General features: G+C 34.8%; 18 protein-coding genes. 14 read left to right on the top strand and 4 right to left on the bottom strand.

The genetic code is table 11. The features are described 5' to 3' along the window. Positions 1–13: 13 nt before the first annotated feature. The 10 genes from CHSO_RS10020 to CHSO_RS09975 all read left to right on the top strand — a co-directional run bounded on the left by CHSO_RS10020 (position 14) and on the right by CHSO_RS09975 (position 7,033). Positions 14–562 (top strand): hypothetical protein, encoded by a 549-nt coding sequence (locus tag CHSO_RS10020; protein WP_045495507.1) that lies wholly within the window; start codon positions 14–16, stop codon positions 560–562. A gap of 558 nt (positions 563–1,120) precedes the next feature. Continuing rightward, positions 1,121–2,125, top strand: coding sequence for an LLM class flavin-dependent oxidoreductase (locus tag CHSO_RS10015; RefSeq protein WP_045495505.1), 1,005 nt, complete (start codon positions 1,121–1,123; stop codon positions 2,123–2,125). A 128-nt stretch (positions 2,126–2,253) separates the two neighbouring features. Then, positions 2,254–2,547, top strand: a complete 294-nt coding sequence (locus CHSO_RS10010) for a thioredoxin family protein (RefSeq protein ID WP_045495503.1) — start codon at positions 2,254–2,256, stop codon at positions 2,545–2,547. A 20-nt stretch (positions 2,548–2,567) separates the two neighbouring features. Then, a complete protein-coding gene (locus tag CHSO_RS10005; RefSeq protein WP_045495501.1) occupies positions 2,568–3,200 on the top strand; it encodes an FMN-dependent NADH-azoreductase in 633 nt (210 codons plus the stop codon). A gap of 378 nt (positions 3,201–3,578) precedes the next feature. Then, positions 3,579–4,127 carry an OsmC family protein gene (locus tag CHSO_RS10000; protein ID WP_045495499.1) on the top strand — a complete coding sequence of 183 codons (549 nt, stop codon included), beginning with the start codon at positions 3,579–3,581 and terminating at the stop codon, positions 4,125–4,127. A 71-nt stretch (positions 4,128–4,198) separates the two neighbouring features. Beyond that, on the top strand, positions 4,199–4,492 hold the full coding sequence (locus CHSO_RS09995; RefSeq protein WP_045495497.1) for a thioredoxin family protein: 294 nt from the start codon (positions 4,199–4,201) through the stop codon (positions 4,490–4,492). A gap of 23 nt (positions 4,493–4,515) precedes the next feature. After that, positions 4,516–5,214, top strand: a complete 699-nt coding sequence (locus tag CHSO_RS09990; protein WP_045495495.1) for a DsbA family protein — start codon at positions 4,516–4,518, stop codon at positions 5,212–5,214. Positions 5,215–5,263: 49 nt separating this feature from the next. Beyond that, entirely contained in the window at positions 5,264–5,653 is a 390-nt protein-coding gene (locus CHSO_RS09985) for an OsmC family protein (RefSeq protein ID WP_045495493.1), read from the top strand. 155 nt (positions 5,654–5,808) lie between these two features. After that, positions 5,809–6,195, top strand: a complete 387-nt coding sequence (locus CHSO_RS09980) for an OsmC family protein (protein ID WP_045495492.1) — start codon at positions 5,809–5,811, stop codon at positions 6,193–6,195. 82 nt (positions 6,196–6,277) lie between these two features. Beyond that, positions 6,278–7,033 (top strand): SDR family NAD(P)-dependent oxidoreductase, encoded by a 756-nt coding sequence (locus tag CHSO_RS09975; RefSeq protein ID WP_045495490.1) that lies wholly within the window; start codon positions 6,278–6,280, stop codon positions 7,031–7,033. An 877-nt stretch (positions 7,034–7,910) separates the two neighbouring features. Here the strand turns inward: CHSO_RS09975 and CHSO_RS24975 are convergent. Further along, entirely contained in the window at positions 7,911–9,479 is a 1,569-nt protein-coding gene (locus CHSO_RS24975; protein ID WP_052480548.1) for an MBL fold metallo-hydrolase, read from the bottom strand. A 394-nt stretch (positions 9,480–9,873) separates the two neighbouring features. Here CHSO_RS24975 and CHSO_RS09965 point away from each other — a divergent pair, with 394 nt between their 5' ends. Next, positions 9,874–10,449 (top strand): Crp/Fnr family transcriptional regulator, encoded by a 576-nt coding sequence (locus tag CHSO_RS09965; RefSeq protein WP_045495488.1) that lies wholly within the window; start codon positions 9,874–9,876, stop codon positions 10,447–10,449. Between the two features lie 146 nt (positions 10,450–10,595). Beyond that, positions 10,596–10,958: a darcynin family protein gene (locus CHSO_RS09960; RefSeq protein WP_045495486.1), complete on the top strand. Its 363-nt coding sequence runs from the start codon at positions 10,596–10,598 to the stop codon at positions 10,956–10,958. A gap of 225 nt (positions 10,959–11,183) precedes the next feature. Here the strand turns inward: CHSO_RS09960 and CHSO_RS09955 are convergent, their stop codons facing one another. After that, the gene (locus CHSO_RS09955) at positions 11,184–11,399 is read right to left on the bottom strand and encodes a hypothetical protein (protein WP_144428890.1); all 216 of its coding nucleotides are present in this window, start codon (positions 11,397–11,399) and stop codon (positions 11,184–11,186) included. Between the two features lie 90 nt (positions 11,400–11,489). On the opposite strand from CHSO_RS09955, the gene CHSO_RS09950 reads away from it, so the two are divergent. After that, entirely contained in the window at positions 11,490–11,780 is a 291-nt protein-coding gene (locus CHSO_RS09950) for a DUF1272 domain-containing protein (protein ID WP_045495482.1), read from the top strand. Positions 11,781–11,981: 201 nt separating this feature from the next. Here the strand turns inward: CHSO_RS09950 and CHSO_RS09945 are convergent, their stop codons facing one another. After that, complete coding sequence (locus tag CHSO_RS09945) at positions 11,982–12,353, bottom strand: glyoxalase/bleomycin resistance/dioxygenase family protein (protein WP_045495480.1); 372 nt, start codon at positions 12,351–12,353, stop codon at positions 11,982–11,984. A gap of 176 nt (positions 12,354–12,529) precedes the next feature. Between CHSO_RS09945 and CHSO_RS09940 the strand changes: the two genes are divergently transcribed. Continuing rightward, positions 12,530–13,378: a hypothetical protein gene (locus tag CHSO_RS09940; protein WP_171817631.1), complete on the top strand. Its 849-nt coding sequence runs from the start codon at positions 12,530–12,532 to the stop codon at positions 13,376–13,378. Positions 13,379–13,813: 435 nt separating this feature from the next. On the opposite strand, the gene CHSO_RS09935 is transcribed toward CHSO_RS09940, so the two are convergent. Beyond that, positions 13,814–14,629, bottom strand: a complete 816-nt coding sequence (locus CHSO_RS09935) for a helix-turn-helix domain-containing protein (RefSeq protein ID WP_045495476.1) — start codon at positions 14,627–14,629, stop codon at positions 13,814–13,816. Between the last annotated feature and the right edge of the window lie 216 nt (positions 14,630–14,845).

The following is a 14,845-nucleotide window of genomic DNA, read 5'->3' as shown; positions in this document are numbered from 1 at the left end:
ATTCTATTGCGATATGGATATTGTAAAACACATCAGCCAGCATAGCCGGAACTTGATTGACGGACTGATGCATTCTTCCTTGGAGCAAAGAAAAAATTTAACCATAGCCCTATTAGGCTTTTATAGTCAATTGCCCAACTTTAAGGAAACTCTGCATCAATACCTCCATATCAACATAAAAAAACGGCAGTTAATCTCCGACATCCGTACTGGCCATCTTCAAAATTACGTAGATGCTATTGAAATAAGTAATGCTGAAGCAGACGTGTATGCGGACAACTATGAAGAGCCGGAGCCAATCGAACTCTTGATCTTATATGCATTTGCTGGTATCACTTCTGATTTGAAATTCTCTGCACCTTTAGTTCCACTTTTAATTGGAATTATTGACACCTTGGACTATTATGAAAATCTTTCTGATCGTCCTGAGTTTTGGCACCAGTTGTTAGAGAAAGAAGTACAGTTTCAAAATGAAATCTTGATTCAGCTCCGCTCAGAGCAAACTTTTCACGCTTCGATCTATGAAAAAAGATATGAACATGTAGAGTTTACTCACCTATGATTTGATTTCTGAAAAGCTGAAATTGTGGTTCTTGGGGAATTTCAGTTAAGTCCTCAAGTAATTTGATTTGCCCCTGTTTCTTATCTACCTAACCTTAAATCTTTGATTATTTATATCTGAATAATAATTGCTGTTAAGGGAGAAGAACGATCATGATCAGGAATCTTTCAACAGTCAAAATTCATCTACTGTTAAGTCTTAGGTATTCGTTTTAAAAAAAAAGTAGCATTCCATGTGCAACAAAAACACGACCACCCAGCTTGATGTTGTCCTCTTATTATTAGTTCATTACAAAGTTGTCGCGTGGAAATTTGAGGGGGTAATCCTATCAATAAGTACCACTTGTTTTCAGTTTTGTCCATTTTCTTGATACTTTCCAGCCACTACCTTTGTAGTATAAAATTTAAAAACAGATGCGTACTGAGCTTCAAGACCGTATATGTTCTTCCTTACTTGTAGATTGTCGATAAAAAAATAAAATTTAATCTCAACAATTTCTAAATCAAAGAAGCATTACACTTATCAGTAGCTGTCATTCATATTAAAAAAAGGAGAATTATGATACCTATATCATTATTAGAATTAGCGTTCATTTCTGAAGATAGCAATGCTCGTTCTACATTCGAAAAAACTAAAGAATTGGCCCAATTGGTCGATAATTTAGGATATAAACGCCTGTGGTTGGCAGAGCACCATAATATGGCTCATGTCGCCAGTACTGCAACTGCAGTTTTGATTGGACATCTTGCTGGCCACACGCAAAATATACGAGTCGGCTCGGGTGGTATAATGTTGCCCAACCATTCGCCTCTGATTGTTGCTGAGCAATTTGGAACCTTATCTCAGCTTTATCCAGATCGGATTGATCTGGGTTTGGGAAGAGCACCTGGAAGCGACATCCAAACAGCTTTAGCTATTCAAAAAGATTTTTATGAGCAATCTCAACGGTTTCCTCAAAATGTGGAAGCATTAGAAATCTATTTTTCCCATAAGAATCCCTATGCCAAGGTGCGTGCCTTTATAGCCGAAGATACACATGTTCCGATCTGGATATTGGGATCGAGTACAGAAAGTGCAGCTTTAGCCGCATCCAAGGGATTACCGTATGCTTTTGCTGGTCATTTTGCTCCAAGACAGATGTTGGAGGCCTTTGCACTGTACCGTCAGAATTTTAGAGCTTCTGATGTTTTGAAACAGCCTTACACGATAGCAGCTGTGAATGCTATAGCTGCAGAAACGGATCAGCAAGCAGAAATCTTATCGACCAGTCTGTATCAGATGTTTCAAAGTTTAGCACAAAACTCAGGGAAATTTTTACAACCTCCAGTGGACTCGTTAGCAGGGCTCCTGGACAGCATGTCTGAGCAGGTGCGTTTACAAGTGAAGCAAATGACGGCCGGTTCTTTTGTTGGAAGTAAGGAGAAAATCAGTCATGACTTAAAGGCCTTTTTAGGACAGACAGGCGTGGATGAATTGATGATCCATTCGCCTATCTATGACCATCAGGAAAAATTAAAAAGTATGATGATCATGAAAGAAGTGATGGATGATTTAAATGGTTAAGACTCCTGTTGTTTCGGGTCGATTGATCGTAGTTCATGATCCCTATAAGCAGAAAGAATATCCTACATTCCCTTAATACAATACAATACAATACAATACAACTGTTAATAATTTAAAAGTATAAAACAATGGATTTAGCAAATAAAATAGAATCAGAACAATTGACCATGGTTAATTTTCATGCAACTTGGTGTCCTCCATGTGTGGACATGAAGCCAAATTTAGATGAAGTGGTTGCAGAATTTGATGATGTTATTCATTATGAACGTGTGGATATCGATAAATATCCAGATTTGGCAACCCTATTTGAAATCAGAAGTGTACCGACTACCATGCTTTTCAAAAAAGGAGAAATGAAATGGAGACATTCCGGTATCGTACCCGCTCATGAACTTGGTCAGCTGGTAAAACAGAATCTTTAATAATTTATACTTCAATCAACATGAAAAGACTATTGTACATTATCAGTTCGCCGAGAAAGGAAAAATCTAAATCAGGAGCCATCGCTCATGAATTTTTGCAAAGTTACAAGTTATCAAACCCAGATACTGTCATTGATAAACTGAATCTATGGGACCTGAGCATTCCCACTTTTGATGGGGACAAAGCTGCGGCCAAGATGACTTTCTTCGGTGAAGGTACATTACATGAGGAATTAAAAAGTTCATGGGATAAAGTTGTGGAAGTAACGGAACGTTTTTCCTCAGCAGATGAATACCTCATCACTGTTCCTATGTGGAATGGTGGTATTCCATGGATATTGAAACACTATATCGATACCATTTCACAGCCGGGCTTGACTTTTGGCTTTGGAGCAGAAGGGTACTTTCCATTATTGAAAGATAAGAAGGCATGTGTTATTTATACTTCAGGCGTATATGGTGCAGGCGTACCGATTGAACTTGGATTAGATTTCCAGTCTACCTATTTAAACTGGTGGTTAGAACTTGTTGGTATTACTGAAGTTCATTCGGTTAAATTTTTAGGAAATCTAGTGAATCCGGATGCGGATAAAGAGTTTTCAAATGCGCTTAAATCAGCTCATGGTATTGCAAAAGAATTTTTTGCAGAGTAGTTCATTAATGCTAACTTGAGGAGTTTCGCTCTAATAAAAGATTTTGTGAAGAAGTCAAGTGAGCTATTTATCCTGTTGTTATCCGAAACTAAATTACGTCATTCAAAACAGCAAAATGCCACTTGACAAGAAGAAAGTTTCCCATAATTTGGGGAACTTCCTTTTTTTATAAGTGTAAGGTAACTAATGATTTGATTTTTCAATTAAGTGGGTTCGGATGGTCCGACCTATCTTTTCGCCAATATATTTTTGAAAGGAAATTTGACTATCTAAAGGGGTAGAATCGGATTAATAAGTGCTATTTGTTTTCAGTTTTGTCCATTTTCTTGAAGCTCTCTAGCCAGTACCTTTGTAGTACAAAATTTAAAACAATTGGTTATGTTAAACAATGTAAATTTAGAAGCATTAGGAAATTATGTAGAAGTAATTACTAACAAACCTGCTGAAGCAATTGCAGCATTAGGTGTAACCGCAACCTGGAAAGGTGGTGTAAATACTGAAATTACCACTCACAGTAAAAAGATAGGAAGTGCTTTCGTTGAAAAACAATTCAAATATCAGATCGGGGAGCCCGAAGAATTGTTGGGAGACAACCTGAATCCGAATCCTCAAGATTATATTTTAGGCGGTTTAGCCGGATGTATGATGGTGGGTTTTGTGGCAGGGGCAACCAGTAAAGGGATCAAGCTTGATAGTGTTAACCTAACGATTGTAGGTAACCTTGATCTCCGTGGGTTTTTGGAAGTTGACCCGAATGTTTCGGTTGGATTTGAAGAACTTCAGTTCAATTTTGAAGTTAGCGGTAGCGGAACCGAAGAAGACTACGCAGCTATTGCGGAACACGTACGTAAAGTATCTCCGGGATACAGAACGATTGCAGAACCCGTAAAGATTAGTATCAATAAGAGCTTAAATGCTGTGATCTAATTTAGTGTATGACAACAGTGATGTTCTAAATCAAAATGTCGCTGTTGTTCTTCATTTTAAAATATCAAAAAATGAATTTAGCTAACAAAATAGATTCTGATCAATTAACGATGATCAATTTTCACGCCTCTTGGTGTGGTCCATGTATCGCCATGAAACCGCATCTCGATCAAACCATAAGAAATTATGGCAAGGCGATTCATTATGAACGGGTCGATATTGATCAGAACCCGGGTTTAGCAGAAATATTCGAAATTAGAGGTGTGCCTACCACGATGTTATTTAAAAAGGGCCAAATGAAATGGAGACATTCCGGTGTACTTTCATCTGAGCAACTGACAGAAATCGTGAATAAGAACCTCTAAATAACTTTAAAAATAACAAGACAATGAAAATACAGGTATGGTCGGACATCATGTGTCCGTTTTGCTACATCGCTAAGAAAAATTTTGAGCAAGCGTTAGCAGACTCTTCGTTCAAAGATCAGGTGGAAGTAGAGTGGAAAAGTTTCCAGTTGGATCCTTCATTAAAAGAAAACTCTGGAACTTTGAGTATAAGCGAGTATATGATGAATTGTAAAGGTTTTTCTAAAGCTCACCTTGATCAGTTTTTGAATCAATTAAAAGAAATGGGTAAAAATTCTGGAGTAACTTTTAATTACGATCAGGTCATTGCTGCTGATACTTTTCCAGCTCATAAGTTATTGCATTTGGCAAAAGAACATGGTAAAGCTGATGATATGGAAGAAGCTTTATTTGAAGCTCATTTTGTCAACGGAAAAAACATTGCGGATGTTGAATTTTTGGTCTCCCTTGCTGAGGAACTTGGCTTAGATCAATCCAAAGCCCGAAAAGTATTAGCTGAAGATGAGTACAACTATGAAGTGAAACAGGATATCATGGAGGCACAAAATCTAGGAATAACTGGTGTACCCTATTACCTTCTTGATGGTAAATATGCCGTTTCAGGAGCACAACCTGTCGAACTTTTTGCTAAGGCCCTTGCACAGACCTACCAGGAAAGCATTGTCGATCTGTCTGAAGAATCTGGCGATAATATGTGTGGAATTGATGGATGTAGCATCTAATTTCAACATATAAGTCATTTCGTATTCACAATATAAAAAATTAAATAAAATGTCACAAATAATAGCAACTACCTACGAAGGTAAATATCATTCAAGAACAAAATCACCATTAAGCACTGATCCAATTCAAGTCGATTTAAAATTTGGTCCTATTGATCTTCTTATGGGTTCATATGCAAGCTGCATGCTTGGAACAGTAGATTTTTATGCTAGAAAAAAAGATTTTGAGGTCAATGGATCAAGAAGTGAACTTTCTTATGACATGTCAACAGAAGGCGGACAAGTCGGAACGATCCATGTGAAGATGTTCTTTGACAAAGCATATACTGCAGAACAAAAAGAAATCATCGAGCATTCGGCAAAAAACTTATGTCACGTAGGAAACAGCCTTAATCCGTCAATCGTCAAAAACTACGAATTCTTTTACGAGGCAAAATAAAAAGAATAAATCTTTTACTGATCTGAACGTTAGAAAAGATTTATTTACAACTGAATGTTATGCGGTCACCAATAGAGATCGGAGCAGATGTAGCGTAGGTGGTGTCTGCATCGACATTCTAAATCAATACATATTAATAATAAAAATTTAACAACATGTCACAAGTAATAGCAAGTACCTACGAAGGTAAATATAACTCAAGTACAAAATCAACATCGAATGCTGATCCGATTAAAGTAGATCTGAAATTTGGTCCTATCGATCTTCTTATGGGTTCATATGCAAGCTGTATGTTAGCTACAGTTGATTTTTACGCCAGAAAAAAAGATTTTGAAGTAAACGGTTCAAGAAGTGAGCTGTCTTATGAAATGTCAGCAGAAGGAGGACAAGTAGGAACGATCAACGTGAAGTTGTTCTTTGATAAAGACTATACAGCAGATCAAAAGGAATTGATTGAAAATTCAGCAAAGAATTTATGTCACGTTGGCAACAGTCTTAATCCTGCTATTGTAAAAAATTATGAATTTACTTACGGTGCTTAATCCGAAGGTAAGATCACATCAAAATTAATTTTAATTATTTCCAAGACGGAAATAACATAACGAATATAAAAAATATAGAAAAATGGAACAAGCATTAATCGTAGGTGGTTCAACTGGAATAGGTAAATCCACAGCAGAATTATTAATTGGAAGAGGAGTTGAAGTAGCACTAGTAGGAAGAAATGTTGAAAGCTTGAATAAAGCTAAAGCAGAATTGGAAACAAAAGGTGGTATAGTCAAGATTTACTCGGTAGATCTTTCCGATATGGATGCTGTCGTTGATTTCAATAGTAACCTAAAAAATGAATTGCCAAATTTGAAGTATTTGGTTAATGGGGCAGGACATTATAATCCAATTTCATTTTTTGATCATACGGAGAAAGACTATGATAGCTTTCAAACGTATACCAAAGCTTTCTTTTTTATTACACAAGCAGCGGCTTTAATTATGAAAGAAAATAAAGGTGGATCTATTGTTAATATTGGTGCGGCATTGATGCATCATGCGCTTAAAGCAGGACCAGCATCAGCCTATATGGTTGGAAAAGCTGGATTGGTAGCACTTACGAAACAATTGGCTATTGAATTAGCTGAATTTAACATCCGCGTAAATTCTGTCAACCCAGGATTTGTGGTTACCCCGATCTTCAAGACCTTTATGCCAGAAGATAAAATTGCTGAAAATCTATCTGCATTTGATGCATACCATCCATTAGGAGGTGTTGGTCAACCGGAAGATGTTGCCAAAACCATCGACTTTTTACTTTCAGACCAAACAAGCTGGGTTACCGGAGCAACTTGGACTGTTGACGGTGGATTACTAGCAGGACAAAACTAAATTTCAATCCATTTCATATAAAACATGGGTGTACAGAAATGTATATCCATGTTCTTAATTAAGTAAATCAGACACTTTTCTTTCATAGCTTAAATACGCTGATTTCATAAAATGTATGGTTTATGTAGTATCAACGTTTTAAGAACATTGTTTTATTTGAAATAAGATCAAAAAGATTGTGAAAATGAGTATTTAAGGTGGAGTATAGGATTTATCTAAACATCTTTGAACTGAAGAAGGCATCAAGTCACCTGGGTTACCTCCAATAATAGTTATTATTATATTTTTCAACATAGTCTTTTATATGAATCCCATAAGGTTTTCGATAATTTAGATTGATTTTATTTCAGATCAAAAATTCAAAAAAATCATCAAGTACTAATACTGATAAAAATATAGTTTTTAGTATCTTTGAAATTTATATATTTAATTTCAACTAGTTTTTTAGCTATTTAATTCCATTTAGAAATAATAAAAATGGTATAAGGAGTTCGACAGGCCTCCCGCTCATCCCGCTGGTTGAGAAACCAAAATAAGCTAAAACGCTGTAAACATTGATGTTTACAGCGTTTTTTGTTTTAAAGGAAGTATCAAAAAAAAATCAAATTACCAGTAGAATTTTCAATGAAATATCGGAAAGTAGAAAATTTCTCAACCTTCCAATGAGATAATAACAATAAACTACCCCGAGGCAAGCCTCGAGGTATTCTCTTCGAATAAATTCGATCGGAATTATTTAGTTTAGAGCTAGTTATAATGAGATTAGAGGATTGAGACACTCCCAACGGGATCACATAGCCATCTCCTTTTTTACACCCATAAAAATCTATTAGTCATACTTTTACTACTAGAGCATTTAGGAATGATTACGAAGCTTTTAATTTTGTTGTGTAATATTTAAATTACTGGCTTTAAAAAAATCTGGATTAATAATATGAACGTCCGTTCTGTTTTTCCAAATAATTGGCATATCATGACCTGGAAATACTATCAATTCGGGCATTTTTGTTCCTAAATTTCGAATATTATTTCTGTTTTTTGCAGCGTTCTCAGGTTGAGTTGGCAGTCTTTCAACATCATTAGATTTAAGCCAGTCGTTGTGTACAACAGCATCTCCGCTTAGTAAAACAGGCCCCCGATCTAAGGTTACTAAAAGCATTAAATCACTATCTGTATGTCCCGATTTTTCTATTAATTGTATCGTTTTGTCGCCAAACAAATCGTATGCTTTCCCTAACGAAGAATTACTTTCTTTAAATGAAGAAGCTGGTGTAAACCCTGGAAGACTTCCTTCTTTTGGCTCTGATTTGCCATTTAAGATGAGTGTTGCGTTTTTAAATGCGTTGACAGTTCCTATATGATCATCATGAAGATGTGAAATTGCCAAATATTTAATATCTTCAGGCTTTATGCCAAGTTTTTTAATCTGATTAAAAGCCAGCATTTCGAATTTAGATTTACTTTCAAATAAAAAAGACATAGGAAATCCTAACCCATTTTGACCTTCAAGTGCTACTTTCTCTGATATTCCCGAATCAAATAAAACATACCCAAACTTTGGATGTTTGATTAAATAAATTGGGCATGGTCTCCATTTTTTATAAGTAGGACTTAATGCTTTTGTCATTCGGTTAAACCCAGTATTAAATACATACAATTCAATACCTGAATCCTTAGAAAATGCTTCCATTTTCATCTCCTGATTTTCACCAACAATAAGAGTTGGCTGATATTTGACTGCAATCGAAATTCCAAAAGAAATAACAATCAATATAATAGCAGTGATTCGTACAATAATAGTATACCCATTATATTTTGCATCAATTTTTGGTATTTGCTGGTTATTCAAATTTAATATCAAAATACAAATAAGAAGTGCCAATACAGGAGCATGCGGAATATATTGAAACACCATCGTCCATAGAAGCGCTAACAAAACAGGCAATAAGTAAACATACTTTTTCCATTTTGAATGATCTTGTTCTTTTGATTTATAAGCAATTACAGTAAATAATATAAGTAAGATTGCAATTGCTGGAACTTCGATATAATTAAAGAATACTTCACGGGCATAAATAGTTAAATATTCACTGGCCCAATAAATTAAGATATTTGCACTTAAAGCAATTGATGTAATTAGTATTGCACTATTTTTCAGCCATCGCTGACGAATAAAACGACTAGTCCAAATTGCGATGAGTAAAGAAAAATAGACTAAAACAAAATAATGCCCATATTTAAAATATTCTTGTGGCATGTTTAAAGTTGACTTTACCGGCTCATCGAGCAATGCATCTTTTGCCAGAAAGTTTGTCAGGAAATTTGATATTACACAATCCTGACGGCCATTCCAGATTCGGGATTGAATAGGAATTAGAAATAGATTTAAAAGAATTCCCAGAGCACTTACTATAACTGTTATTCTTTCACTAATGAATCGTTTCATCTTTTGACATTTTTAATATTAAAATTATCTGACAAAAAAACAATAATAAAAAAACACTTGCATTTACATATGTAAAGGAATAATTAGTATTTATTGATATCCTATTCGCGACTATGATAGAATTTCCCCTGTTTTTCGATAAACATTTCAGGCGTTCAATCATCTAAAACGCTTATTTATGAACAATTTGTAGAATTGGTAAAACTACCAACTTTTTATTTTATTGTGTTACTCAATACCATTATATTAAACTTCCTTATCATCTATTTTTCTATGGATAGTCCATTCTGCAATGCTTCAGTTTTGTTTTCAGCGCATGTAGTAAATCAATTTTTCTGCGACTGTTGCTAAAAGACAACCTGTAATTCTTACCTTTATATGAAATTAAGTCTCAATGAATGAACTTAAAACTTTTCTTGACCGACTCTCACCTCTTTCTATCGTTAGCTGGGAAAAATTTTCGAATCTGTTTACTGCCAAGACACTGAAAAAGGGTCAGTATTATATTCGTGAGAACCAAATAGCAAAAGAAATTGGATTCCTAAATTCGGGAATATTACGTGCATTTTACCGGAGCGACAACGGGACTGAATATAACAAGCATTTTTTCCTTCCGCACTGTTTCATCGGCGGCTATGCTTCACTTATCTCAAAAAAAACAAATGCCATCAATCAGCAGGCACTCACGGATTGTGAGCTCCTTGTTGCCAATTATGCGGATATCCAAAAGCTATATCCATCGTGTCCAGATATCGAAAGGATTTCGCGACTCCTCGCCGAGCAGTTCTTTATTCAAAAGGAACAACGTGAAATTGAGATTGTACTGATGGATGCCGAAAAGCGTTATAAAATTTTCCAGAAGGACTTTCCATCCCTTGAGCAGTTCATTCCACAGTATCATATTGCATCCTATCTAGGGATTACCCCAACGCAACTCAGCCGAATCAGGAGAAAGATAGCCCAAAAGTAATTTTCTTTACCTATGTAAATGGATTTAAAAGTTTCAGAGACCAATTTTACAGTATGATAAAACAAATACCGTTAAAATAAAACAACCCGCCTTATGGGCCTGATGGCGCTTTCCTTGTATAGCAATACCCAAAAAAACAAGACATTATGGAAAAGAAAAAACCGTACACCATCCTGCTTCTTATGAATGCAACGCCACAATGGCTCTCCCTGACAAGAGAACAACGTAGTGATTTCCTTGAAGATCAACTCATGCCGATATTTGAAAAGGTAGCAAAGACCGTAAATGTGAGGATGTTCGATAGCGAATATTTCCATTCAAAAGTTTCTGACTTTCTGCTCGTCACTACCGACGAACTCCACGACTACAAACTAATGATGGAAATGCTCCGTGACTCCAAGGTATATGGTGTGCCTTACTTCCAGATCACCGATATCATCGTAGGCCAAGAAAATATGTTCAAGGATTTTAATGAAGAACTTAAGAACAAAAGCAATGAGAACCACTGATATACCGTACTCCTCACCTGAGTAAGCTCAGGGTTTGGGCTTAGCATTTGATAATTAGGGGGAAGAGGACTTAAGAAATTAAGAAAAAATCATTGCCCCGTGGAAAATTCTAGACATAGAAGTGTGAACAATTTTATGATGAACATTTTGGGTAGCTTTACTTCATATTGTTTCTTTCAAAAAAAACGTAATTAAATTAAAAAAGTAAACGACGAACCACTATTCTTAAACTTCGCTTAACCCGAACTCAGGTACTTTTACATTTTTAATCTTATATTTTACTCCTTCCAATGGAGAGGTAAATAGAACTGTATTAGCCTCGTTTTTCAAAACGTCAACATTAATTTCCTCTTTCTGATGGTTCCATTTAGTACTGTTAATAATAATATTTCTTCCCAGAGCAACATTGTGATTTTTTTCAACAAATAATATTTTCATCATGTAAAGTTCAGTAAATAATCAGAGGCTTATTATTGCATATATCAAATTTAAGCTAACTTTGTATTTCAAATAATCATAACTACTCAATACATGCTAGAGGTCAGAACCAGCTGCGAAAATTGCAAGAAACCCTTACCTTATGATTCCCCTGAAGCCATGATATGTACATTTGAATGTACCTTTTGTAAAGATTGTGTCGACTATATTTTTAAAAATGTGTGTCCAAACTGTGGTGGTGGATTGGAAAAACGTCCCATCAGACCTAAAAGTCTTCTTGCAAAATATCCCGTGAGTGCTGAAGTGGTATATAAACCGATTAACGAGGCTGAGTTTACAATGAAACAGGAGGGATTAATAGATATCCCTTTAGGTGAGCGATAAATAATACAATCGAATCACCTATACGCCAAACAATTAAAAAAACTCAAAAGGTTAAAAATAAAAGCCTTACCCAATATTCAGGATCTAAGTTTTTCTGATTTGGAAAAGTATTAAAACATAAAAATTTTCTTCCTTTATAAAAACAAAACCTACACATTACCGTAGGTTTTTCTTGTATTTGTAAGACATTTTGTTTTTATCTCAGGATGGAGTTTGCTGTACATTAAACACTGTACCTGCCGAATCTGTAATCCAATGCATATTTTCCGGAAGTTCCTCAATTTCATCACAGGCCTCTACTCCATTCAATTGCAGATATTGTGTTGCCTCTTCAACATTAGGAACGGTGAGCTGTAACCAGGTTTCTGAATGCGTGTAATTATCCACACAGTCTAACCAAATGATATTGTTCCCAAACTTCACTTCATGGGTTCTGGAGACCGTAGCGTTATCAATTTTCTTTTCTTCCACCGCTAATTTTAAAATATCTCTGTGAAAGGCTACCGTCTTCTCATATTTACTTTTCGGAATTTTAATGGCGATATTAATTCCTGCTTCAAATGGGATACTCATACATAATAGTTTTTGTATCAGTTGGTTTTGTAGAGTTATTATAATGAACCTTTGGAATGCTTGCCTTATGGCAAGATTCAATCATAGTAAAAGAATAGATTTAATAACTTTACCCTATATTTGCAGCATTCATCAATTAATGATGAATGGTATTAAAAACAATAACTACACTATCAATGTTCAATCAATCATTAAAAAAATCAATCCTTACCGCATCTGTATTTATATATTCAGCAACTGCATTCGCACAAAAATCGCCCATCAATATATTACCATCCGGCCATCTTATTGTACAGGCCGAAGTGGAGGGTAAAAAAGGAAATTTTATTCTTGACACAGGTGGTGGTGTCAATCTTTTCCTGGGTAACTTCTCCAAAGACCTTAGCCAAAAGGATTCTTATAATTTCCTTACCGCCTTCCGTGCTACAGGAGAGCAGATGACTGTACCCATGTTCAAATCAAAAGAGATTGTTTTTAACGGTAAAAAATTTAAAGACACCTGGTACGCAACCCACAACATGGAGATTAAGGGAATTGATGGACTTATCTCCCTGCCCATGCTTTATGATACAGAGTTTATTATAGATTATACCACTAAAGAAATTGTATTTCCAAAAGAAAAATTAAATGGAAAGAAAGTAGTAGATATTCAATTGTCTACCAATGCAGACCAGTCTCTGGATATTACCACTTATATTAATGTAAACAATATCAAGATCAATGTTCTTCTGGATTCCGGTGCCGGAAACGATTCTTTCTGGCTGAGTGAGCGTCTTATGAACACTTTAAATATTAAGAAAGAAGGGCTTCAGCTTATTGAAAAGAAAAGTGAGTTCAATCCGGCGATTACCAATAAGTTCTACAAAGGAAGTGTAAATACGGTTTCCAATTCGTTTGCAAAAGTTGAGAATCCTAATGTCTTTTTTGTTGAAGGATTAATTTACGAGGGTAAAACAAGTATTAACTGGCTGGGTAAGAAACTGGGCTTTAATCTTAAGGAAAAGAAAATTTATATTTTGGATTAATTTTTTTCAGTATACCCATAAAAACAAAACCTGCCTCTTTCGAAGCAGGTTTTTACTTTCCCGGAAATCAATAGGTTTTTATATTTTTACATCAATATAATTAACCCAGACCTGCTCCCGGTCTTGAGTATTTAAAAAATTCTCAAATAAGTATTCATGGTTATAGTTTATTCTTTTGTTGAAATAAAGTTTCATCAAACTGAGGAAACCAATGTGGCAATCCATTAAAACGAAATACCGGATAATCAGTCTGTATTTCCTTCATCAGTCTTGAAAAATCATCATTTGCGTTTAGTGGATAATAATCCTTATCGGTTGATCTACTAAAAGCTAAAAAGAATCAGTAGCATCGTTATCATATTTCATCAATACAATTTATGAGGCAAAGCTAACAAGAGAAAATCAGAAAAAATTGTAAAAATGGAACATTACAATTTAAGGCAGTAAATGCCAGAAAAGAGTGTCTTCCTGTCCCAAGATAGTTCCTTTAGAAAAAAACGATTTTGGAGAATTTTCCGTGAAGTTTTTATAAGTCTTATTGAAATGAGACTGGTCATTAAAATTAAACTCGTGAGCAAGCTCTGTAAAATTACGGTCAGGATTTTCAAAAAGTTTCTTGTTGATGGTTTGTCTGAACAGGACAATTTCGTTGAATTTTTTAACAGAAACTCCCAAATGAGCCTGAAAAAGTCGGTTTATATGCTGCCGGCTAACACCAATTTCTCTCGAAATTTTCTCCACTGAAAAGTTTTCGTAATGATTGAAAATATACTCAATCGATTTCTCAAGAATTACATTTTTAAATTTCTTGAATCTTTTTTCAAGAGACTTATCCAATAGGTTTTTATGAATTTCAGTATCTGTTGTTGAGAAAATCTCCTTCAGTTCATTCTGAGTAAAAAAATCATAGCCAGTAATATAATCTGTGAAATCTAAGTTTTCATAAAACTGATGAATTCCCAAAGGATGAAACACAACTACAATTCTATACACTTTTCCGGATTGTTTTACATGCAGAACTTTTTCCCGAATTGGCGTAAAAATTTGACATGGAGGCGAGTTTTCATCATAAATCACTTCTTTGGTTTCTAATCTGATATGGGATTTATAAAGAGAAATCGAGTTATTAAAGTGTGGAAAACATTGAAACTCATTGGTTGTATTATTATTTTTAATGTCCAAATAATAATAGTCAACGTATTTTCTAACGATAGAACTTTGAGGTCTGAATGTTTTAAAAATTTCCTCCATTTTCTTTTACAATGATTTTTCGTAAAATATCACCTAATGATCAAATATACGCAATGGTTTATTACTTCACAATAGATTGAAATTCCGAAAAACAAAAAAAAGAGGCTGTCTCAAAAGACAGTCTCTTTTTTATTGCAATTTTTTGTGAGGGACTTAGTTTTGTATTTTAATTATTTAGGATTTAGTTTTTTGATGAGTTGTGGATGTATTTTTTTT

The organism is Chryseobacterium sp. StRB126, from assembly GCF_000829375.1.
Classification (GTDB): Bacteria; Bacteroidota; Bacteroidia; order Flavobacteriales; family Weeksellaceae; genus Chryseobacterium.
This window is presented reverse-complemented; position numbering and strand designations above follow the sequence as displayed.

What these genes read in the sequence shown, in the direction of transcription:
- CHSO_RS10020 (WP_045495507.1), top strand. Translation starts at nt 14, where the DNA reads ATGGATATTGTAAAACACATCAGCCAGCATAGCCGGAACTTGATTGAC.
- CHSO_RS10015 (WP_045495505.1), top strand. Translation starts at nt 1,121, where the DNA reads ATGATACCTATATCATTATTAGAATTAGCGTTCATTTCTGAAGATAGC.
- CHSO_RS10010 (WP_045495503.1), top strand. Translation starts at nt 2,254, where the DNA reads ATGGATTTAGCAAATAAAATAGAATCAGAACAATTGACCATGGTTAAT.
- CHSO_RS10005 (WP_045495501.1), top strand. Translation starts at nt 2,568, where the DNA reads ATGAAAAGACTATTGTACATTATCAGTTCGCCGAGAAAGGAAAAATCT.
- CHSO_RS10000 (WP_045495499.1), top strand. Translation starts at nt 3,579, where the DNA reads ATGTTAAACAATGTAAATTTAGAAGCATTAGGAAATTATGTAGAAGTA.
- CHSO_RS09995 (WP_045495497.1), top strand. Translation starts at nt 4,199, where the DNA reads ATGAATTTAGCTAACAAAATAGATTCTGATCAATTAACGATGATCAAT.
- CHSO_RS09990 (WP_045495495.1), top strand. Translation starts at nt 4,516, where the DNA reads ATGAAAATACAGGTATGGTCGGACATCATGTGTCCGTTTTGCTACATC.
- CHSO_RS09985 (WP_045495493.1), top strand. Translation starts at nt 5,264, where the DNA reads ATGTCACAAATAATAGCAACTACCTACGAAGGTAAATATCATTCAAGA.
- CHSO_RS09980 (WP_045495492.1), top strand. Translation starts at nt 5,809, where the DNA reads ATGTCACAAGTAATAGCAAGTACCTACGAAGGTAAATATAACTCAAGT.
- CHSO_RS09975 (WP_045495490.1), top strand. Translation starts at nt 6,278, where the DNA reads ATGGAACAAGCATTAATCGTAGGTGGTTCAACTGGAATAGGTAAATCC.
- CHSO_RS24975 (WP_052480548.1), bottom strand. Translation starts at nt 9,479, where the DNA reads ATGAAACGATTCATTAGTGAAAGAATAACAGTTATAGTAAGTGCTCTG.
- CHSO_RS09965 (WP_045495488.1), top strand. Translation starts at nt 9,874, where the DNA reads ATGAATGAACTTAAAACTTTTCTTGACCGACTCTCACCTCTTTCTATC.
- CHSO_RS09960 (WP_045495486.1), top strand. Translation starts at nt 10,596, where the DNA reads ATGGAAAAGAAAAAACCGTACACCATCCTGCTTCTTATGAATGCAACG.
- CHSO_RS09955 (WP_144428890.1), bottom strand. Translation starts at nt 11,399, where the DNA reads ATGATGAAAATATTATTTGTTGAAAAAAATCACAATGTTGCTCTGGGA.
- CHSO_RS09950 (WP_045495482.1), top strand. Translation starts at nt 11,490, where the DNA reads ATGCTAGAGGTCAGAACCAGCTGCGAAAATTGCAAGAAACCCTTACCT.
- CHSO_RS09945 (WP_045495480.1), bottom strand. Translation starts at nt 12,353, where the DNA reads ATGAGTATCCCATTTGAAGCAGGAATTAATATCGCCATTAAAATTCCG.
- CHSO_RS09940 (WP_171817631.1), top strand. Translation starts at nt 12,530, where the DNA reads ATGTTCAATCAATCATTAAAAAAATCAATCCTTACCGCATCTGTATTT.
- CHSO_RS09935 (WP_045495476.1), bottom strand. Translation starts at nt 14,629, where the DNA reads ATGGAGGAAATTTTTAAAACATTCAGACCTCAAAGTTCTATCGTTAGA.